This is a genomic window from Streptomyces sp. LS-MS-L19 (assembly GCF_058382285.1).
The window spans coordinates 470,508-490,033 of sequence record NZ_JBYCLL010000001.1; the positions used below are offsets into that span (position 1 = coordinate 470,508).

20 protein-coding genes are annotated in these 19,526 nt (G+C 71.8%); 8 read left to right on the forward strand and 12 right to left on the reverse strand.

Going from position 1 to position 19,526, the window contains the following annotated elements:
• Positions 1-256: 256 nt before the first annotated feature.
• Positions 257-712, reverse strand: coding sequence for a MarR family winged helix-turn-helix transcriptional regulator (locus AC2XR2_RS02030; protein WP_491518388.1), 456 nt, complete (start codon positions 710-712; stop codon positions 257-259).
• A gap of 90 nt (positions 713-802) precedes the next feature.
• Positions 803-2,341, reverse strand: a complete 1,539-nt coding sequence (locus AC2XR2_RS02035) for a glycoside hydrolase family 32 protein (RefSeq protein ID WP_491514058.1) — start codon at positions 2,339-2,341, stop codon at positions 803-805.
• A gap of 161 nt (positions 2,342-2,502) precedes the next feature.
• On the opposite strand from AC2XR2_RS02035, the gene AC2XR2_RS02040 reads away from it, so the two are divergent.
• The 4 genes from AC2XR2_RS02040 to AC2XR2_RS02055 are packed head-to-tail and all read left to right on the forward strand — an operon-like array spanning position 2,503 to position 7,118.
• Positions 2,503-3,912 carry an extracellular solute-binding protein gene (locus AC2XR2_RS02040; RefSeq protein WP_381302348.1) on the forward strand — a complete coding sequence of 470 codons (1,410 nt, stop codon included), beginning with the start codon at positions 2,503-2,505 and terminating at the stop codon, positions 3,910-3,912.
• Positions 3,909-4,871 (forward strand): carbohydrate ABC transporter permease, encoded by a 963-nt coding sequence (locus tag AC2XR2_RS02045; RefSeq protein ID WP_381302349.1) that lies wholly within the window; start codon positions 3,909-3,911, stop codon positions 4,869-4,871. The genes AC2XR2_RS02040 and AC2XR2_RS02045 overlap by 4 nt, the downstream gene beginning before the upstream one ends.
• A 16-nt stretch (positions 4,872-4,887) precedes the next feature.
• A complete protein-coding gene (locus AC2XR2_RS02050) occupies positions 4,888-5,742 on the forward strand; it encodes a carbohydrate ABC transporter permease (RefSeq protein WP_123758622.1) in 855 nt (284 codons plus the stop codon).
• The gene (locus tag AC2XR2_RS02055) at positions 5,739-7,118 is read left to right on the forward strand and encodes a glycoside hydrolase family 32 protein (RefSeq protein ID WP_491514059.1); all 1,380 of its coding nucleotides are present in this window, start codon (positions 5,739-5,741) and stop codon (positions 7,116-7,118) included. Before AC2XR2_RS02050 ends, AC2XR2_RS02055 begins: the two co-directional genes overlap by 4 nt.
• Here the strand turns inward: AC2XR2_RS02055 and AC2XR2_RS02060 are convergent.
• A complete protein-coding gene (locus AC2XR2_RS02060; RefSeq protein ID WP_381302352.1) occupies positions 7,081-8,145 on the reverse strand; it encodes a LacI family DNA-binding transcriptional regulator in 1,065 nt (354 codons plus the stop codon). The genes AC2XR2_RS02055 and AC2XR2_RS02060 overlap by 38 nt on opposite strands.
• A 95-nt stretch (positions 8,146-8,240) precedes the next feature.
• Here AC2XR2_RS02060 and AC2XR2_RS02065 point away from each other — a divergent pair, with 95 nt between their 5' ends.
• Positions 8,241-9,071 carry an aldo/keto reductase gene (locus AC2XR2_RS02065; RefSeq protein WP_491514060.1) on the forward strand — a complete coding sequence of 277 codons (831 nt, stop codon included), beginning with the start codon at positions 8,241-8,243 and terminating at the stop codon, positions 9,069-9,071.
• A gap of 25 nt (positions 9,072-9,096) precedes the next feature.
• On the forward strand, positions 9,097-9,684 hold the full coding sequence (locus AC2XR2_RS02070; protein ID WP_356459313.1) for a DNA polymerase ligase N-terminal domain-containing protein: 588 nt from the start codon (positions 9,097-9,099) through the stop codon (positions 9,682-9,684).
• Positions 9,685-9,688: 4 nt separating this feature from the next.
• On the opposite strand, the gene AC2XR2_RS02075 is transcribed toward AC2XR2_RS02070, so the two are convergent.
• Complete coding sequence (locus AC2XR2_RS02075; RefSeq protein WP_491514061.1) at positions 9,689-10,072, reverse strand: VOC family protein; 384 nt, start codon at positions 10,070-10,072, stop codon at positions 9,689-9,691.
• Between the two features lie 135 nt (positions 10,073-10,207).
• Here AC2XR2_RS02075 and AC2XR2_RS02080 point away from each other — a divergent pair, with 135 nt between their 5' ends.
• Complete coding sequence (locus tag AC2XR2_RS02080) at positions 10,208-10,642, forward strand: cupin domain-containing protein (protein ID WP_381302355.1); 435 nt, start codon at positions 10,208-10,210, stop codon at positions 10,640-10,642.
• Between the two features lie 9 nt (positions 10,643-10,651).
• On the opposite strand, the gene AC2XR2_RS02085 is transcribed toward AC2XR2_RS02080, so the two are convergent.
• The 4 genes from AC2XR2_RS02085 to AC2XR2_RS02100 form a co-directional block, all read right to left on the reverse strand.
• Positions 10,652-13,000 carry a SpoIIE family protein phosphatase gene (locus AC2XR2_RS02085; RefSeq protein WP_491514062.1) on the reverse strand — a complete coding sequence of 783 codons (2,349 nt, stop codon included), beginning with the start codon at positions 12,998-13,000 and terminating at the stop codon, positions 10,652-10,654.
• Between the two features lie 64 nt (positions 13,001-13,064).
• Positions 13,065-13,532 (reverse strand): peroxiredoxin, encoded by a 468-nt coding sequence (locus AC2XR2_RS02090; RefSeq protein ID WP_449352285.1) that lies wholly within the window; start codon positions 13,530-13,532, stop codon positions 13,065-13,067.
• Entirely contained in the window at positions 13,529-13,909 is a 381-nt protein-coding gene (locus tag AC2XR2_RS02095) for a DoxX family protein (RefSeq protein ID WP_449352286.1), read from the reverse strand. The genes AC2XR2_RS02090 and AC2XR2_RS02095 overlap by 4 nt, the downstream gene beginning before the upstream one ends.
• 71 nt (positions 13,910-13,980) lie before the next feature.
• Complete coding sequence (locus AC2XR2_RS02100; RefSeq protein ID WP_381302362.1) at positions 13,981-14,730, reverse strand: AraC family transcriptional regulator; 750 nt, start codon at positions 14,728-14,730, stop codon at positions 13,981-13,983.
• Positions 14,731-14,784: 54 nt separating this feature from the next.
• Between AC2XR2_RS02100 and AC2XR2_RS02105 the strand changes: the two genes are divergently transcribed.
• Positions 14,785-15,945 (forward strand): MFS transporter, encoded by a 1,161-nt coding sequence (locus AC2XR2_RS02105; RefSeq protein ID WP_491514063.1) that lies wholly within the window; start codon positions 14,785-14,787, stop codon positions 15,943-15,945.
• 3 nt (positions 15,946-15,948) lie between these two features.
• Here the strand turns inward: AC2XR2_RS02105 and AC2XR2_RS02110 are convergent, their stop codons facing one another.
• The 4 genes from AC2XR2_RS02110 to AC2XR2_RS02125 form a co-directional block, all read right to left on the reverse strand.
• Complete coding sequence (locus AC2XR2_RS02110) at positions 15,949-16,464, reverse strand: MarR family winged helix-turn-helix transcriptional regulator (RefSeq protein WP_491514064.1); 516 nt, start codon at positions 16,462-16,464, stop codon at positions 15,949-15,951.
• Positions 16,465-16,611: 147 nt separating this feature from the next.
• Positions 16,612-17,784, reverse strand: a complete 1,173-nt coding sequence (locus tag AC2XR2_RS02115; RefSeq protein ID WP_491514065.1) for an NAD(P)/FAD-dependent oxidoreductase — start codon at positions 17,782-17,784, stop codon at positions 16,612-16,614.
• Positions 17,781-17,975 carry a ferredoxin gene (locus AC2XR2_RS02120; RefSeq protein WP_356459322.1) on the reverse strand — a complete coding sequence of 65 codons (195 nt, stop codon included), beginning with the start codon at positions 17,973-17,975 and terminating at the stop codon, positions 17,781-17,783. Before AC2XR2_RS02120 ends, AC2XR2_RS02115 begins: the two co-directional genes overlap by 4 nt.
• Before the next feature lie 118 nt (positions 17,976-18,093).
• Complete coding sequence (locus AC2XR2_RS02125; protein ID WP_491514066.1) at positions 18,094-19,314, reverse strand: cytochrome P450; 1,221 nt, start codon at positions 19,312-19,314, stop codon at positions 18,094-18,096.
• Positions 19,315-19,526 lie beyond the last annotated feature (212 nt).

Consider the following 19,526-nt stretch of genomic DNA (forward strand, 5'->3'; position numbering starts at 1 on the left):
TGCCCTCTCTGCTGTTTTCTGCCGGAGCCCGAGGAGCGACGGACGGTGTTCTCGACAGGCCGATCACGAGACGGCCGAGCCCGGGAGGGCCGAGCGCGGGACCGCATGCCGACGCACGCCCCCCGGCACGAGCACGGGCACGGGCGACTCCGTCCCGGGCAGAAGTGACACCGACCTAGGCGCAGGTGACCCCGACCCAGGCACGGTCACGCCGGCCCAGACACAGGTGACACCACCGACCGAAGTCCCGCGAAGCTCAGGCCTCGTCGCCCTCGGCATCCACGAGTGCCGGTTCATCGACAAGTCGACGTACCAGAGGCGCGACCGTCCGCATCGCGGATCCCAGTGCCCGCCGCTCCTCCTCCGAGAGGGTGGCCAGCAGGCGGGCCAGCCGGGCGTTCCGTTCCCTTCTGCGCTCGGCGAGCACCTCCCGACCGGCGTCGGTCAGGGCCACGAGCGTGACCCGGCCGTCGCCGGGATCGCTCACCCGCACCGCCAGGCCCTGGTTCTCGAGCCGCTGCACGAGCTGGGTCATCGACGGCTGCGCGACCCCTTCCGCCACCGCCAGCGCGGTCAGCCGGGCGGGGCCATCCCGCTCCAGCCGACCCAGCGTGGAGGCGGTGGTGAAGCTCATGCCCCTGCGGTCCGCGAGACTCCGGATCACGACCCCCGCGACTTCGGCCAGCGCCCCGGCGATCTCCTCGGGCTCCATCTCGTCCACAGCCCCATTTGTATCACCGACCTATATAGGCAGCCTATTAAAAACCGGTAAGGATCACCCCCAGCGCCCTGGCGGCCCGCCTCAGACCGCGAACTCCCGTATCACCACGTCCTCGAACACCGCCGTACCGTCGATCGAGAACAACGCGACCCCGGTGTCGATCAGATAGGGGAAGACTGCCGAGGAGTGCACGTACCGCCCGTCGTCGACGAACATCTCCACCGAGGTCCGGTCCACGAGGATCCGCAGCCGCACCCGGTCCCCCGAGAAGGGGCTGTGGCTCTCCTGCCACCGGCCGGTCGCGTCCGGGTTCACCGTGCCGCGCCGGTTGAGGAAGGCGTAGTCGCCGTAGACACCGGCGTCGATGTGCCGGCCCCCGTCCGGGGAACGGCGCAACTGCACGCCCGCGCCCCGGAGTTGGTCCCAGCTGATCGCACAGCTCAACTCGTAGGCGATGCCCGTGTAGTCCAGGACGCGGGTGCCTGTGACCTCGAGGTCGCCGAGGTTCACCGTCCGGGACACGTGGTCGGACAGCGCGGCCACCGGCTGTGAGGCCAGGTAGTACACCCCGGACGCGTCCCGCTTCAGCGAGACCTCGCGGACGATCGAGTCGGTGCCGTTGAACCCGTCGCAGTCGATCGTCGGGGCGGTGTTCGCGTAGTCCCAGTTGTTGAGCCACCCGATCGCGTACCGCTTCGCCTCGTCCACCACCCCGCCCGGGGACCGCTTCTCGAAGGTGACGGCCCCGTACCAGTCCCAGCCGTGGTCCAGCCACTGCGGGTCGGAGGCGTCCGCCGTGAAGGTCGTACCGTCGAAGGAGCCGGTCCAGTACGCGTACGTGTTGGGCAGCCCGGAGCCCTTCCCGTTCGCGCTCACGCCCAGCACCCACTTGCGCGTGCCGTCCGCGGCCGTGATCCGGAACAGGTCGGGGCACTCCAGCACCCCGATCCCGTCCTTGATGAAGCCGCTGACGTACGTCCAGGACTTCAGGTCGGGCGAGTGGTAGAACCCGACCTTGTTGTTCTCGGCGAGCGCCATCACCCACCGTCCGCGCTCCTCGTCGCGGATCACCTTGGGGTCTCGGAAGTCGCGCCCACCGGGGTTCGGCAGGACGGGATCGGTGCCGTAGTTGGTGAAGGTGCGGCCGCCGTCGGTCGACCAGTACAGGTACTGCGCCTGGTCGGCGTCCCCGTCGTGCGGGGACATCGTGGCGAGGACGACGACCGCGCCGGCCCCGAAGCCCGCGGTGTTGCCGGTGTCGACGACCGCGGAGCCCGACCAGACGTCCCCGTTCGCCGTCGTGTTCTTGGGTACCGCCACGCCCCGGTCCGTGAAGGAGACCAGGTCGGAGCTGGTGGCGAGGCGCCAGGCGGTACCGACGACACCAGCTGTCCAGTCGGCGTTGTAGAGGTAGTAGTAGTGGTACTCGCCGTCGATCCACACCGGTCGCTGCGGGTCGTTCTTCCACTGGTCGGGGACCGTGAAGTGGTACTCGGCACGGTAACTCGCGCACCCGGCGGCCGACTTGGGCTTCGCCGCGGCCGGCCCCACGGGCAGCAACGCGGCCGTCGCCCCCGCGGCCGATCCCGCGAACAGGGCTCTCCTGGAGATCCCACGCATCACACATCGTTCCTCTCGCTGACGAAACGGCGGCTCATGTGGATCAGGACTGTGGGACCTAACTCGTTAAAGGTCAAGGGTGCGCGGGCCTTGACAGGGCACTGAGCCGCTTCCCATCATCTGGGGCATCAGAATCTGGCTAACACGAGTTAGGCTCTTGGATGACCGACTCGCACGTCACCCGTCGCACCTTGTTGCGGTACGGCGCCTATGGCGCGGGCGCCGCCGCGCTCGCCGGCACCGCCGCGAGCTGGGACCGGCTCACCGGAGCCGACATTCCCGGCCGCGACGACGGCTCCCTCGTCGTCGCCACCCTCGGTCCCGCCTACGGCCCGGAGGCGATCCGCACGCTCACCGAGGGCTTCAAGAAGGTCCACCCCGACATCAAGCTGCGGATCAACGCCGTGCAGGCCACGGACTGGTCGGACTTCTTCGCGAAGATCCTCACCCAGATCGCGGCGGGCACCGCCCCTGACCTCGTCTACGTCGCCACCGAGGGCGTCCAGCTGTTCGCCCAGCGCCTCGGCGTCGCCCTCGACAAGTGGGTGCAGCGGGACGCGGCCGAACTGCGCGAGTACTTCGCCGACGTCCACCCCTCGCTGGTGGAGTCGATGATGTACGAGGGCAGCCTCTACCAGCTGCCGGTCGAGTTCAACGCGGCCGACATGTACCTCAACAGCCAGGTCCTCAAGCGGGCGGGCGCGGGCTTCCCCGCCGCCGACTGGACCCGCGACGACTTCACCGAACTCCTGCGGGACATGAAGAAGTCGAGCGGCTCGCAGTTCACGCCCTACTTCTGGACCAACCGACTGTGGGGCGGAGTGGTCCCCTGGCTCTTCGCCAACGGCACCAACCTGCTCGCCGAGTCCAAGGCCCCGGGCGGCGCCTGGCTGTGGGACGGCTTCTACCCGAGCGCCGAGCGCAGGGGCCGCGGGGGCGGCTTCCGGTGGACGACCCCGCAGGCCACGGACGCGCGGGTCGAGGAGTCGTACGACTATCTCGCCTCCCTCATCCAGGAGGACCTGTGCACCCGCCCCGAGGGAGGCAACGGCCAGAACCTCATCGGGGTGTTCTCCACCGGCCGGGTCGGGGTGACCCCCGCGGGCGGCTTCTGGGCGGGCGGTCTGCATCTCGCGGGTATGCAGCCCGGCAGCTTCGACGTGCAGTACTTCCCGCGCTGGCGCACCCAGCGCATGCAGTTCGGCGCGGCCGGCTACGCGCTCCTGCGCACCTCGAAGAGGCAGGACGAGGCCTGGGAGTTCATCAAGTTCGCCGCCCGCCGGGACACCCTCATGCGGCTGTTCGAGACCAACCAGACGACCCCGGCCCGCCGTTCGATGCTGACCGCGGACCGCTACCGGGAGACGGGTCCCCGGCACTGGCAGGTCTTCTACGACACCCTCGACAAGTTCCCCGACACCGGCCCGATCCCGGCGCCGCCGCAGGTCGCCGAGGTCGAGCAGGTGCTGCTGAAGCACACCGGGACCGCGCTGTCCTCGCGCCGCTCGGTCGGCCCCGCGCTGCGCCGGATGCAGAGCGATCTGGAGAAGGCCATGGAGCGTGAGGTATGACGAACACCGAGATTCCCGCCGTACGACCGTCACGGCCCGCCCCCGCACCCGCCACCGGCGCCGGCACCGCGAGGCCCTCGGCCCGTGACCGCGGCACCCGGCTGCTGGCCACGCTGTTCCTCGCGCCGACCGTCGTCGGCATCGTGGTCTTCACGGTGGTGCCGATCGTCGGCTCGATCGTGCTGAGCCTGTTCCACTGGAACGTCATCGACTCCCCGAGCTGGGCCGGGGCCGCCAACTACCGTGAGGTCTTCACCGATTCGACCGTCCTGGTCTCCTTCCGCAACACGCTCGTCTTCATGGTGCTCGCGGTCGCGCTCCAGCTGCTGATCGCCCTGACCCTGGCGCTCGCGGTGAACGGGCGGATGCCGGTGTGGCTGCGGTCGGTGTTCCGCTCGGCGTTCTTCTTCCCGCTGGTGCTGTCGGCGGCGTCGATCTCGGTGGTGATGAAGTACCTGTTCAACCAGGACTTCGGGGTCGTGAACTGGGCGCTCGGGCTCATCGGGATCGCCCCGGTGCCCTGGCTGACGTCGGAGAACTCGGCGATGGCCGCGGTGATCCTGGTCTATGTGTGGCAGCAGTTCGGCTTCTCGTTCCTGCTGTTCGTGGGCGGGCTCAACAACATCCCCAAGGAGATCCACGAGGCGGCCTCCCTCGACGGGGCGACCGGGCTGCGCAAGCACCTGCACGTGACGCTGCCGCTGTTGTCGCCGACCCTGCTGGTGGCGACCGTCGTCGGGGTGATCAACGCGCTCCAGGTCTTCGAGCAGCCGTACGTGCTGACCGACGGCGGGCCCGGCGACTCCACCCGCACCGTCGTGATGGTGATCTACGAGTCGGCGTTCGAGCAGCTGCGCTTCGGTGAGGCGTCCGCGGTGGGCGTACTGCTGTTCGTGCTGATCATGGCGGTCACCGCCCTCCAGTTCCGGCTCAGCCGGCGTTTCGTCCACTACCAGTGAGCCGGGTGAAGTCCCCATGAGCCAAGCGACGTTGACGATGAGCCGTACCCGGCACACCCTCGCCCCCTGGGCGCGGATCGCCGGACTGACGCTGTGCGCCCTGCTGACCCTGGGCCCGGTCATCTGGACGGTCTCCACCTCCCTGCGCACCCCGGCGGAGTCCTTCGACCTGCCGCCGAAGATCATCCCGACGAACCCGACGGTCGAGTCGTACCGCGGGGTCTTCGACCAGATCGACGTGTGGCTGCTGGCGCTGAACTCGACGCTGGTGACCGCCCTGATCGCGGTCGGCCAGATGATCACCGCGGGGCTGGCCGGTTACGCCTTCGCGCGCCTCGAATTCCGCTTCAAGAAACCCCTGTTCGGGCTGGTCCTCGCGACCATGATGGTGCCCTTGCAGGTCACGATCGTGCCCGTGTTCCTGGTGCTCAAGTCCATGCACCTGACCGACACCCTGCTCGGCCTGATCATCCCGGCGTTCCCGACCGCCTTCGGCACCTTCCTGATGCGCCAGTACTTCCTGGGCATGCCCAAGGACCTGGGCGAGGCGGCGATGCTGGACGGCGCGGGGCCCTGGCGGACCTTCCGGTCGGTGTACGCGCCACTGGCCACGCCCGGCCTCGCGATCGTCGGGGTCCTCGCCTTCAACTACCACTGGAACGAGTTCTTCCGGCCACTGATCCTGGAGACCTCCGGCCAGAACTACACCCTGCCCCTGGGGCTGGTCTCCCTCCAGGGCAACCTCGGCACCGGCTCCATCTCGGTGGTCCTCGCCGGTGTCGTGCTCTCGATGATCCCCGCCGTGGCCGTGTTCCTCGTCGGCCAGCGCCCTCTCCGCGAGGGCATCACCTCCGCAGGAGTCAACCGTTGACGCACGACCCCAACGCCCCCCGCTTCCGGGTCCGTCCGCCCGCCCACTGGGCCAACGACCCGAACGGGCCGTTCCGTTGGCGTGGCCGCCACCACCTCTTCTTCCAGCACAACCCGCAGGCACCCGTGCACACGAACGTCCACTGGGGTCATGTCTCCAGCCCCGACCTCGTCCACTGGGAACACCATCCGATCGCCCTCACCCCGACGCCCGGCGGCCCGGACGAGGCGGGCTGCTGGTCGGGGTGCGTGGTCGACGACGACGGCGTGCCCACCGCCGTGTACACCGGCGTCGACCACCGGCACACCGGTCTCGGCACGGTCTGCCTGGCCCGGGCGGTCGTACCGGACGACGAGACCCTGACCGACTGGAAGCCGCTGCCCACCCCGGTGGTCGCAGGGCCGCCGCCCGGCCTCGACGTGGTGATGTTCCGCGACCCGTTCGTCTTCCGCGCCGAGGGACGGCGCTGGGCCCTCGTCGGCGCCGGCCACGCCGACGGGACGCCGTCGGTCCTGCTGTACGACTGCGAGGACCTGCTCGACTGGCGGTTCGCCGGCGTCTTCCTCGACGGCTGGGACCCGGTCGCCGCCGAGGTGTTCGGCGACAAGGCGACCGGCTGGGAGTGCCCGGCGCTGTACGAGACTCCCGGCGGGGACTGGGTGCTGGTGGTGTCCCTCTGGGACGGGGCCCCGTGCGCCACCGCGTATCTGACGGGCCGGGTCGATGCCGGGCGGTTCGCGCCACGCGGCGGCGGCCGGCTCGACCACGGCCGTGACCTCTACGCCGCCACCCTCCTCCAGGAACCCGGCCGGGCCCTGCTCTGGGGCTGGTCCTGGGAGGCACGCGGACAGGACGAGGTGGACCGGGCCGGGTGGGCGGGGGTCCTCACCGCGCCCCGGGTCATCGACGTCGGCCCGGACGGGCTGCTGCGCGTGGCACCGGCCCCCGAGCTCGAACTCCTGCGTGCCGCCGAGCCGTTCGTCACGGAACCCGGAGTCCGGGCGCCGCTCCCCGGGGCGTACGACCTGACGGTCACCGCCCGCTCCCGCACCACCGTGTCCCTGGCCCGCTCGGCGTCGGGAGCGGAGCTCACGGTGGTGCTGGACCCGGAGGACGGCAACGTGACCCTGGATCGCGACGACTGGCCCCGCACCGGCGGACAGGGACCGGTCACCGTGGGCACTCCCGGCACCCGGGGCCGGGACATCACGGTCCGGCTCCTCGTCGACGGCTCGCTGTTCGAGCTCTTCGTCGACGACCGCGCGAGTGTCACCGAGCGGATCTACCGGCGTCCCGACGACGTGACCGAGCTCCTCGTCACGGGCGAGGGCGCCGCGGTCACCGGATGGGAGCAGGTCCCACCGACGAGCGGCTGATCACCGGGCACGCGAGCCGCCGTACCGTCGCGGGCGGCGTCCTCCCGGTGTCGATGGCGTCCAGGAGCAGCCGGGCGGCGGCCTCGCCCATCGCCCGGTGCGGCAGCGCGACCGAGGTGAGGGGCGGGGTGAGGAAGGCGGCCATGTGCTCCTGGTCGTCGTAACCGACCACGGAGAGGTCGTCGGGGACGGTGAGGCCGAGCCTGGTCGCGGCGTGCAGGGCGCCTGCCGCGACCCGGTCGTTGTAGCAGAAGATCCCGGTGGGGCGCCGGTCCGCGGGGACGCCGTCGAGGAGCCGGGTGGCGCCCTCGTGGCCGCTGGAGATCTCGCCGCCCGTACGCACGATCCACTCCTTCGGGACGGTGATCCCCTCCGCCCGCAGCGCGTCCCTGAAGCCCCGCAGCCGCTCCACCGACGCGATGTCGTCCTGGCCCCCGACCAGCGCGATCCTGCGGTGCCCCTGGTCGAGGAGCAGCCTGGCCGCCGTACGGCCGCCGGCTCGTTCGGCGGGGACGACGGCCGGCAGGGAGCCGTCGTCGGGCACGCAGTTGGCGAGGACGGAGTGGGTGCGGTGCAGGCCCTCGGGGACCCGGACGCGGCGCAGCGACATGGCCGCGTAGATGATGCCGTCCACGCGCCGGTCGAGGAGTTCGGCGACGGCGGCGTCCTCCTTGGCCCGGTCGCCGCCGGAGTCGACCGTCAGGACCAGGTGGTCGCTGCCCCAGGCCGTCTCCATGGCCCCGCGCAGCAGCCGTCCGGCGAAGGGCGAGGAGGCGATCTCGTCGGTGACCAGGCCGATCACCGCCGTACGGCGGCGGCGCAGTCCGCGGGCGACGGGGTCGGGGCGGTAGCCGAGCTCCGCGGCGGCCTCGCGGATGCGTTCCTGGGTGGCGGGCGAGAGGTTGCCCTCGGCGCGGCCGTTGAAGACGAAGGAGACGGCGGTGTGGGACACCCCGGCGAGCCGGGCGACGTCCCGTGACGTGGCACGTGCGGATCCCGCCGGCCGCTGCTCCTCGGTGCTTCCCATGCCGTCCGCTGTCCTCGTCCCCGCCCGTCAGGTTGATCACCGCTCACCCTATCCGTGAGGCTGGGGGGACGACACAGTCAAGGGAAGGTCCGCACGTGATCAGCATCCCGACGCACACCTTGAACGACGGTACGACGGTCCCGGCCGTGGGACTCGGCACCTGGCCGATGGACGACGCCGAGGCGGAGCGCGCCGTCGGCACCGCCCTGGAGAGCGGCTACCGGCTCGTCGACACGGCGACCAACTACCGCAACGAGACCGGTGTCGGTCGTGGCGTGGCCGGCAGCGGCGTCCCGCGCGAGGAGATCGTCGTGACGACGAAACTCCCGGGCCGCCATCACGGCTACGAGGAGACCCTGGCGTCCTTCGAGGAGTCCCGCGCCCGGCTGGGCCTCGCGTACGTGGACCTGTTCCTGATCCACTGGCCGCTCCCCCGCGTCGACAAGTACGTCGACTCGTGGCGGGCCATGATCAAGCTCCGTGAGGACGGTCTCGTCCGGTCGATCGGGGTCTCCAACTTCACGGTCGCCCACATCGAGCGGCTGGAGAAGGAGACCGGGGTCCTGCCGTCCGTCAACCAGATCGAGCTGCACCCCCTCTTCCCGCAGGACGAGCTGCGCGCCTACCACGCCGACAAGGGCGTCGTCACCGAGAGCTGGAGCCCGCTGGGCCGGGGCTCGGACCTGCTGGACGACCCGGCCGTGACCGCCGTGGCCCGGGCGCACGAGGTCACCCCCGGTCAGGCCATCCTGCGCTGGCACGTCCAGCTCGGCGTTCTGCCGATCCCGAAGTCCGGCGACCGCGACCGGCAGCGCGCGAACCTCGACGTCTTCGGCTTCGAGCTGACCGAGGCGGAGATGGCGGCGATCGCCGACCGCGCGCACCGGCGCCTCGGCGGGGACCCGGAGGTGCACGAGGAGTTCTGAACCGCGGGAGGGGCACTCGGGGAGCATGAACGAGCGTCTGCGGGACTACCACGGCAAGCGGAACTTCGGACGGACCGGGGAGCCCGAGGGCCGGGACGGGCCCGTCGGCCGGGAGCCGCGGTTCGTCGTGCAGATCCACGACGCGAGCACGATGCACTTCGACTTCCGGCTCCAGGTCGGTGACGTGCTGAAGTCCTGGTCGGTCCCGAAGGGCCCCTCCGACCTCCCGAAGGACAAGCGCCTCGCCGTACCGACGGAGGACCATCCGCTGGAGTACGAGGAGTTCGAGGGCGTGATCCCCGAGGGCGAGTACGGCGGCGGCACCGTGATCGTCTGGGACCACGGCACGTACGAGCCCCTCAGCCACGACCGCAAGGGGAACCCCGTCGACTTCGCCGAGTCCCTGGAGCGCGGCCACGCCACGTTCCGCCTCCACGGGACCAAGCTGCGCGGCGAGTACGCCCTCACCCGGTTCCGGGAGAACAACTGGCTGCTGGTGCGGACCGCCAAGGGGCCCACCCGCGGTCACGGCACGCCGGATCCACACCGGGCCCGCTCGGCACGGACGGGCCGCACCCTCGCGCAGGTCGCCGTCCTCGACGCGGAGCGCTGAACCTTCAGTCCCTCACGAGGCAGAACTCGTTGTCCTCGGGATCGGCCAGCAGGACGTGGTCCTCGTACCGGGCGCGAACGGTCGCGCCGAGCGCGGTCAGCCGCCGGATCTCCGCCTCCGGGTCCACGGCCACCAGGTCCAGGTGGACACGGTTCTTCCCCCGCTTGCCCTCCGGCACGAGCTGGAACCACAGGCGGGGACCGCCGCTCGCCGGCTCGACCAGCACGGTCGGATCGTCCTCGGCGCTGTCGATGCCGAGGGAGCGCAGCCGGGCCAGTTCCGCCTCGTCGTAGGGTGCCACGGCGTAGTCGTCCAGGGCGGCGGCCCAGAAGCGTGCGACGCTCGCCGGGCGGGCACAGTCGAAGACGACGTCGTGAAGTCGCGCCATCCCTCCATGCTGAGCGTGCCGACCACCGGTGTCATCCGGGTTTTCGGCCCCAACTCGCCTTCCCTGCCTCTATGTTCACAGCGACGCCAGTGCGACACGTCGTCGCTCACGCATCCGAGCCAGGAGGCCTTCCCCATGCGCATCGCGCTCCGTACCGCCCTGACCGGCGCGGTCGTCACCGCCACCGTGCTGGCGGGCGGCACCGCCCACGCGACCCCGCCGGGACCCGGAGTGGTCGGCACGCTGATCGCCCAGAAGACCGTGGGCGACACCGACTACGTCCTGAGAGAGATCACCGTGCCGCCCGGTCAGGCCACCGGCTGGCACTACCACGACGGCCCGGTCTACGGGTACGTCAAGCAGGGCACCCTCAGCCACTACCACGCCGACTGCGCCAGTGACGGCGTCTATCCGCAGGGCACCGTCGTGCGGGAGCCGGGCGGCCCGGGCGACGTGCACCTGGGCCGGAACGAAGGGACCACCACGCTCGTCCTGGAGGTGCTGTACGTGCTCCCGCACGGCTCGCCGTACTCGGAGGACGTGCCGAACCCCGGCTGCTCCTTCCAGTGAGCCCGGTGATCAGAAGTCGAGCGGTTCCAGCGACTGTTCGGCCCAGATCGTCTTGCCGCTGCCGGTCTGCCGGCTTCCCCACCGCTGGGTGAGCTGGGCGACCAGGAGCAGTCCGCGGCCGCCCTCGTCGAAGGCGTGGGCGCGCCGCAGGTGCGGTGAGGTGGAACTGCCGTCGGAGACCTCGCAGATGAGGGTGCGGTCCCTGATCAGCCGTAGCTGGATGGGGGGTTCGCCGTAGCGGATGGCGTTGGTGACCAGTTCGCTGACGACGAGTTCGGTGACGAAGGAGGCCTCCTCCATTCCCCAGGCGGCGAGTTGCTCGGTGGCGGCCTGCCGGGTGGCGGCGACGTGCGCGGGGTCCGGATCGACGTCCCAGGTGGCGACCCGGTCGGCGCCGAGGGCCCGGGTCCGGGCCAGCAGCAGTGCCACGTCGTCGCCGGGTTCTTCGGGCAGTACGGCCTTCAGGACGGTGTCGCACAGGTCGTCGAGGGTGTCGGTCCGCGCCGTCAGCGCGCGGCACAGTTCGTCGGTGGCGTGGTCGACGTCGCGGTCCCGGTCCTCGATCAGCCCGTCGGTGTAGAGGGCGACGACGGCGCCCTCGGGCAGTTCGATCTCCGTGGCCTCGAAGGGCAGTCCGCCGACGCCGAGCGGGGGCCCCGCGCTCAGCGGGACGAGTTGTGCGGTGCCGTCGGGCAGGACGAGGGCCGGCGGCGGATGGCCGGCGGCCGCCGCGGTGAGGCGGCGCGAGACCGGGTCGTAGACGGCGTAGAGGCAGGTGGCGCCCAGTTCGGCGGCGTCGTCCTCACGGTCGTCCGACGCGAGGTGGGTGACCAGGTCGTCGAGGTGGGTGAGGAGTTCGTCGGGCGGCAGGTCGACGTCGGCCAGGGTGCGCACGGCCGTGCACAGGCGGCCCATGGTGGCCGAGGACGGGATGCCGTGGCCGACGACGTCACCGACCACGAGGGCGACCCGGCTGCCGGAGAGCGGGATCACGTCGAACCAGTCGCCGCCGATGCCGGCCAGTGAGCCGGAGGGCAGGTAGCGGTGGGCGACCTCGACGGCGGCCTGTCCGGGCAGCCCGCGCGGCAGGAGGCTGTTCTGCAGGGCCAGGGCGGTGGTGCGCTCGCGGGCGAAGCGGCGGGCGTTGTCGATGCAGACGGCGGCCCGGCTGGCGAGTTCCTCGCCGAGGACGGCGTCGTCCTCGCCGAAGTCGTCGGGGTGGGAGATGCGCACCGCGACCACCACACCCAGGGTGGTGCCGCGGGCCTTGAGCGGCACCGCGATCATGGAGTGCACGCCCTTGCGGTAGGAGCGGCCGGCCGGGGCGCGGGCGTTGCGTTCGGCGACCCAGCGCATGAAGGCGGGTTCGCCGGCCTGGCTGAGGGCCGCCCGGCCCTCCCGCAGGGCTCGCGCGGGCGGTGAGAAGGAGGGGTAGACGTCGGCCTCGCCGAGGTGGACGGCGGCCTCGGGGGTGCCTTCGTGGCCGGATCCGTGGGCGACGCGTCGCAGGACGATGTCGCCGTCGAGCAGGGTCGGTGGTTCGTCGGCGCCGAGCACCCAGTCGAGGAGGTCGACGCTGACGAAGTCGGCGTAGCGGGGTGCGAGCAGTTCGACGAGTTCCTCGGCGGTGCGCACCACGTCGAGGGTGGTGCCGATGGCGGCCGCCGCCTCGTTGAGCAGGGCGAGCCGCTGGCGGGCCCAGTACTGGTCGCTGCTGTCGAAGGCGGCCAGGGCCACCCCGGCCACCTCGTCGGTGCCGTCCTCCCGGACGGGCCACATCTCGATGGTCCAGGCGTGTTCCCGGTTGAGGGCGGGCGCGCCGGTGAAGCTCTCGTAGCGGACCGGCCTGCCCGTCTCCGCGACCTGGCGCAGGTTGGCCAGGAAGCCCCGGCTGTGTTCGGCGTCCTCGACGGTGTCCGAGAAGAAGCGGCCCAGCAGGACCTCCTCGGACACCCCCATCACACGGCAGGCCACGTCGTTGAGGCGCAGGTAGTGCTGGCGGGTGTCGAAGATCGACATGGACATGGCCGCCTGCTGGAAGGCCTGGCCCGCGAGGGTCGGCTCGCCGGAGCCGGGGGGCCGGGCGGTGACGACGTACCCGGTCGGAGAGCCGTCGGTGCCCAGGACGGGACACGCCTCCACGAAGAGCGTGCGGAGGGAACCGTCGCGGTGTCGCAGGACGACGGTCCCCTTCAGCGCCGCCACGGCCGGTCCCGGCGGGTCCTCGGCGAGCAGCTCCCGCGCCGCCCGTCCCACGACCTCCTCGGCCGTGTGTCCCGTGAGCCGCCGGGCGCCCTCGCTCCAGCCCGTCACAACACCTGCGGCATCAGTGACCGCCGTAGCGGAGACGTGCTCCATATCGTCCAGGATGGTCCCTTTGTCGGACCGCATCAACCGAAACGGGGCAACCGGGCCCCGTCCGTCACGTCCGGTGGGCGCGCAAAGCCTCGAGGGCGCGGTCGGCGTGGGTGTTCATGCGCAGTTCGCTGCGGACGACGTCCAGGACCGTGCGGTTCTGTGCGATGACGAAGGTGACCCGCTTGGTGGGGGCCATGGAGAAGCCGCGCTTGACGCCGAACAGCTCGCGCACGGTGCCGTCGGTGTCGGAGAGCAGGGGCATGCCGAGGGTGTGCTGCCCGGCGAACTCCTGCTGGCGTTCGACGGTGTCGCCGCTGATGCCGACCGGCTGGGCGCCGACGGCGGCGAACTCGGCGGCGAGGTCGCGGAAGTGGCAGGCCTCCGCGGTGCAGCCGGCGGTCAGGGCGGCGGGGTAGAAGAAGAGGACGACCGGGCCGTCGGCGAGCAGCTCGGAGAGTTTGCGGGGGGTGCCGGTCTCGTCGGGGAGTTCGAAGTCCTCGACGGTGTCGCCGGTCTCGATCGCCTTGCTCATGCCCGGCCCTCCTCGTTCTTCGCGACGCTGCGCGCCCACAGCACGAGCGGTATCTGAAGGGGCAGCCGTCCGAGGGCCGCCGCCTTCTGCGGTGCGGGGCGGTGGCGCCAGTCGACGGCCATCTTGACGTTGGCGGGGAAGACCCCGACGAAGAACGCCGCGCTGGCCAGCGCGGCGGTACGCCTGGTCTTCGGCAGCGCAAGACCCGCGGCGAGCGCGAGCTCCAGGGCGCCGCTCGCGTAGGTCCAGGTGCGGGGCTCCCCGGGCAGGGCCCGCGGGATCGTCGCGTCGAAGGAACGCGGGGTGGCGAAGTGGGCGACGCCCGCGGTGGCCAGCAGGCCGGCGAGCAGCAGGGGCGAACGTGGGGACCGTGACACGGTTCCTCCTTCGGGGGGCTGCCGCGCACATTACTGGACGGTACAAACACCCCCGACGGCGGCCCGCGCCCCTACGGGGACCGGCGGTTGTGGGTGCCCGGGGTGTAGCCGAGGGAACGGCGGAAGACGTCGATGAAGGCGCTCGCGGAGGACCAGCCGCAGCGGTGGGCAACGGCCGTGACGGGCAGGTCGTCGGCGAGCATGCGCAGGGCGTGGTAGAGCCGTGACTGGGTGCGCCACTGCGGGAAGGTCATGCCGAACTCGTCGCGGAAGAGCCGGCTGAGGGTGCGTTCCGAGGCTCCGGTGGCGGCGCCGAGCGCGGCCAGGGTGCGGGGGTCCGAGGGGTCGGCGTGGACGAGTGCGCAGACCGCGGCGAGGCGTGGATCGGTGGGGGCGGGCAGCCGCAGGGGCTGCCGCGGGGAGGCGCGCAGCTGGTCGCGCAGGACGGCGAGGAGGCGGTGTCGTTCGGGGCTGTCGTCGTCGGGGTCCCGGGTGTAGGCGAGGATCAGCTCGCGCAGCAGCGGTCCTACGGCGAGGACGGTCGGGTCGTCCAGACCGAGCGGGTTGTCGGCGGCGGGCAGTCCGACCAGATGCAGGTCGAGCCGGCCGTGCGCGCGGTGGGCGTGGACGGTGCCCGCGGGGACCCAGATGGCGCGGGTGCCGGGCGCGAACCAGGTGCCGGCGTCGGTGGTGACCTCGAGGACTCCGGAACCGGCGTAGACGATCTGGTGGTCGTCGTGCCGGTGGGCGTCGATGCGTGCGCCGGCCGTCAGCTGCTGGGTGCGGGTGGGTGCCACCGGGGTGTGGCGGATGTCCGACATGACTTGGCAGATTATCGAAAGCGCGCCAGGTGTCGCTGCCGCGAGGCTCGTTCCGTGTCCGAGAACCGATCCCTCACGCTCCTGTCCGTGGGGCACGCCTGCGTGGACGTGTACCAAGGGGCCGTGGCCGCCCTGGTGCCGTTCTTCGTCGCCGAGCGCGCCCTGTCCTACGCCGCCGCGTCGGGCATCGTCCTGGCGGCGTCCTTGTTGTCGTCGGTCGTCCAGCCGCTCTTCGGCGCGCTCACGGACCGGTGGGCGATGCCGTGGCTGCTGCCGCTGAGCGCGCTGACCGCCGGGGCGGGGGTGGCCCTGAGCGGTGTGGTGGGCTCCTATCCGCTCACTCTGGCGGTGGTCGCCGTGTCCGGGATCGGGGTCGCCGCGTACCACCCGGAGGCGGCCAGGGCCGCGCGAGCGCTCACCCCCGTCGGCAATCGGGGGATGGGCTGGTTCGCGCTGGGCGGCAACGTGGGCTTCGCGCTGGCCCCGCTGCTGGTCGCCGCCGTGATCGCCACGGGTGGTCTGGACGCCTCTCCCCTGCTGGCCGTTCCTGCCGTGGCGGGGGCGGCCCTGTGCGCGGCCGCGGTGCGCGGGTCGCGGCCGGACCCGGCCGACGGCCCTCGGGCCGCCGGCCCGGGGCGGGACGACTGGCCGTCGTTCCTGCGGCTGTCGGGCGCGGTGGTGTGCCGGTCGGTGGTGTTCGTCGGACTGAGCGCGTTCGTCTCGTCGTACGTCCGCGAGCGCACCGGGGGCGGGGATGTGTCCGGTACGGCGGCGCTGTGCGTGTTGTACGCGGGCGGTGCCCTGGGCACGGTCGCCGGGGGCCGGCTGGCCGACCGGTACGGGCGTCTCACGGTGGTGCGCGGGGCGTACGCGCTGACCGTGCTCGCGGTGGCGGGTGTGGTGCTCGCCCCCGGCCCGACCGTGTATGTCTTCGTGGCCCTGACCTCAGCCGGCTTGTACGTGCCGTTCTCCCTGCACGTCACCCTCGGTCAGGACTACCTGCCCGGCCGGGTGGGGACGGCGAGCGGGGTCACTCTGGGACTGACGGTGAGCGTCGGCGGGCTGGCCGCGCCGGCACTGGGGGCGCTGGCCGACGCCACCTCACTGCGGACGGCGCTGCTCCCGCTGGTGGTGCTGCCCGCGCTGGGAGGACTGCTGCTGAGGGGGCTCACCGAGCCCACACCGGCCACGCGCCCGCGGCTGCCGGTGCGGTGAGACTCAGGCGGTTCCGGCCGGCGCCGGCTCCTCGTTCTCGTCGTCGAAGGAGTAGGAGAGGAAGTCGTCGACCATCCGGTGGAAGAGACCGGCCAGCTGCCGCAGCTCCTCGGGCGACCAGTCGGCCAGGGCCAGCTGCATGCCGCGGGCCCCGACGTCCCGGATGCGGTCGATGGCCTGCTGCCCGGTTTCGGTGAGCTGGATGCGCTGGGCGCGCCGGTCGTCGGGGTCGGGGACACGGGTGACGTAGCCCGACTTCTGGAGCTGCTGGACGGTCCGGGTGACGTGGGATGCCTCCACGCCCAGCCGGTTGGCCAGCTCCCCGGGACGCATCGGCTCGGTGTCCGCGACCTGCCGCAGCAGGGCCACGGCGGCGCGGTCCAGCGGCACCTCGGCCAGGGACACCAGCCGGTCGTGCTGCCGGGCGCGGGTGCTCAGGTAGGTGACGCGGGTGAGCGCCCGCTCGATCTCGATGACTTCCGGGGACGCGGGGGTGTCGGGGAGCGGCTGTGAGGGCATGCACGCCAGTTTACCATCTTGTTGCGTAACTCAAGTAATCTACGGCGAGCGTTGAGCGGGAGTACGGCGGAGGTACGACGGGACAAGGGCGGCGGGGGGGGCGCCGGCCCCCTCGGCTCCGCCGTCCCCCGCCGTCACCCGCCGCTCTCAGACCCCGCTCCGCACGGCCTCGTGCCAGCTCGCGCCGGTCACGATGGCCTGCCGCCACTGCCGGATCGCCTTGGGCGCCATGCCCACCGCGAGGGCACCGCCGACCCGGTCCCCGCTCCGGTACGCGGCGACGAACCGGCGCTCCGCCAAGTCGCCCTCCACGACGGCGACTTCGTCGTGCCCGCGCAGGTAGCCGTACGCCTGGACCTTCATGTCGTACTGGTCGGACCAGAAGTACGGCACCGGCGTGAACGCCTTGCGCGCCTCCCGGGCGGCGAGCAGGTTGCGGGCGGCGGCCATGCCCTGCTCGGCCGCGTTGGTGCGGTGCTCGATCCGCATCGAGGTACCGAACAGCGGGTTGTACCAGCGGGCCACGTCACCGGCCGCGTACACGTTCTCGGCGGCCTCGCAGTACTCGTCGCACAGCACCCCGTCGCCGATCGCCAGCCCGCTGCCGTCGAGCCAGTCGGTGTTGGGCAGCGAGCCGACGGCCACGAGCACCTCGTCCGCCTCGATCTCCTCGCCGTCGGCCAGCCGGACCCCCTCCCCCGTCACCCCCGAGACCGTGACGCCGCAGCGCAGGTCGACGCCCCGCTCGGCATGGGCCCGGGCCAGCATCCGCCCGACGTCCGCGCCGACCGCGTGGGCCAGCGGTACGGCGGCCGGCTCGAGGACGGTCACCTCGGCACCGAGACGCCAGGCCACCGCAGCGGCCTCCGCACCGAGGAAACCGGCGCCCACCACGACCAGCCGCCGCCCCGGGGACAACCGCTCGCGGAGCGTGAGCGCGTCGCCGAGGGTGCGCAGCACATGCGCGCCCTCCCCGGGCAGGCGGCGCGGCCGGACCCCGGTGGCGACGACCAGTCCGTCGTACGGCACCTCGGAGCCGTCCGCCAGCCGCACCGCGCGGTCGACGAGGTCGAGGCCCGTCGCCGCGACACCGAGCCGCAGGTCCAGGTCGAGGGCGGCCAGGTCGGCTGGGGTGCGCAGGGCGAGCCGGTCGGGCTCCCACTCCGCGGCCAGGACCTGCTTGGACAACGGCGGCCGGTCGTAGGGCGGTTCGGGCTCGTCGCCGACGAGGGTGAGGGTGCCGTCGTAACCCTCACGCCGCAGTGTCTCGGCCGCCGCCAGTCCGGCTGCCGAGGCTCCGACGACGGCGATCCGCCTCACGGCCGGACCAGCCGGATCGCCGCGGCCGGACAGACCGCCGCCGCTTCCTGTACCTCGTCGACGAGTTCGGGGCCGACCTCGTCGGTCAGCAGGATCGCGATGCCGTCGTCGTCCTGGTCGAAGACCTCCATGGCCGCGACCACGCACTGCCCCGAGGCGACGCACTTGTCGGCTTCCAGCTCCACCTTCATGGGATTCCCCTTGCTCAATCGCCTTGTTCTGGTTGCTTGTTCGCGGGTTCGTCCGCAGGCTCGTCCGCGGGTTCGCGCATAGGCTTGTCCGCGCGTTCGTCCGCGGGACGGGGAGCCGTCACCAGGTCACCGGCAGCTCGTGGACGCCGTAGATGAACGCGTCGTGCTTGAACTTCACGTCCTCCAGGGCGCAGGCGAGCCGCAGGGTCGGGATGCGCCTGTAGAGGGTGCCGTAGACCACCTGGAGCTCCATCCGGGCGAGGGGCTGGCCCAGGCACTGGTGGACGCCGAAGCTGAAGGCGATGTGGCGGCGGGCGTCGCGGGTGAGGTCGAGTCGGTCGGGGTCCTCGAACACCTCGGGGTCGCGGTTGGCGATCTCGTTGACCATGATCACGCCCTCGCCGGCCTTGATGACCTGGCCGGCGATCTCGATGTCCTCGGTGACCGCGCGCCGGCGCCCCAGGTGGGTGATGTTGAGGTAGCGCAGCAGTTCGTCGACCGCGGAAGCGACGAACTTCGGGTCGTCGCTGTCGCGCAACAGGGCCAGCTGGTCCGGGTGTTGCAGCAGGGCGGCGGTGCCGAGGGCGATCATGTTGGCGGTGGTCTCGTGGCCGGCGACCAGCATCAGCAACGCCATCTCGGTGGCCTCGCGGTGGTCGATCTCACCGGCGGTGATGCGCTCGGCGATGCTCGACAGGAGGTCGTCCCGGGGGTCGGCGAGCCTCTTGCCGATCAGCGCGGCCAGATACGCGGCGATCTCCCGGCTCGCCGCGCCCCGCTGTTCGGGGGTGGCGTCCCGGCGGACCATCGTCTTGGTGTTGCCCTGGAAGACCTCGTGGTCGTCGTAGGGGACGCCGAGCAGTTCGCAGATGACCAGGGAGGGCAGGGGCAGGGCGAACGCCTCGACCAGGTCGACCGGAGCGGGACCGGCCAGCATGTCGTCGATCAGCCCGTCGACGATCCGCTGCACGGCGGGCCGGAGGGCCTCGATCCTCCTGATGGCGAAGGGGGCCGTCACCATCCGGCGCAGCCGGGCGTGTTCGGGGTCGTCCATCATGATGAAGCTGAGCTTGCCCTCGCCGGCCTCGGGGCTCGCCTTGGTGGGGTAGCCGGGCCGGTCGGTGTCGGCGCTGACCCGGGGGTCGCCGAGCAGTTGTCGCTGTTCGGCGTAGCGGGTGACGAGCCAGGGCTCGCTGCCGTCCCACAGGCGCACCTTGGTGAGCGGCCCCTTCTCCTGGAGTTCCTTCAGGGCGGGGGGCGGGTCGAAGGGACAGCGGGCGGCACGTGGCATGGGGAACTCGGGGACGGTGTCCGCGGCACCGGCCAGGGTGTCGGCCATGGTTCTCCTCGGTGGTGGGGGGCTTCGCCCAAGGGGCGGAGCGCCGGGGCGAAGTGGTCGAGGCCTCGATGAGCACATGCAAACAGAGGGGGCTGACACCTGGCCGCCGGAAGCCTGACGCGAAGCTGACGTGACGCAGGTCACATACGTCAACTGGGCATACACATCTGGGGACTTGTACGCGAAAAGGTGCCACGCACGGGGTGACGGTT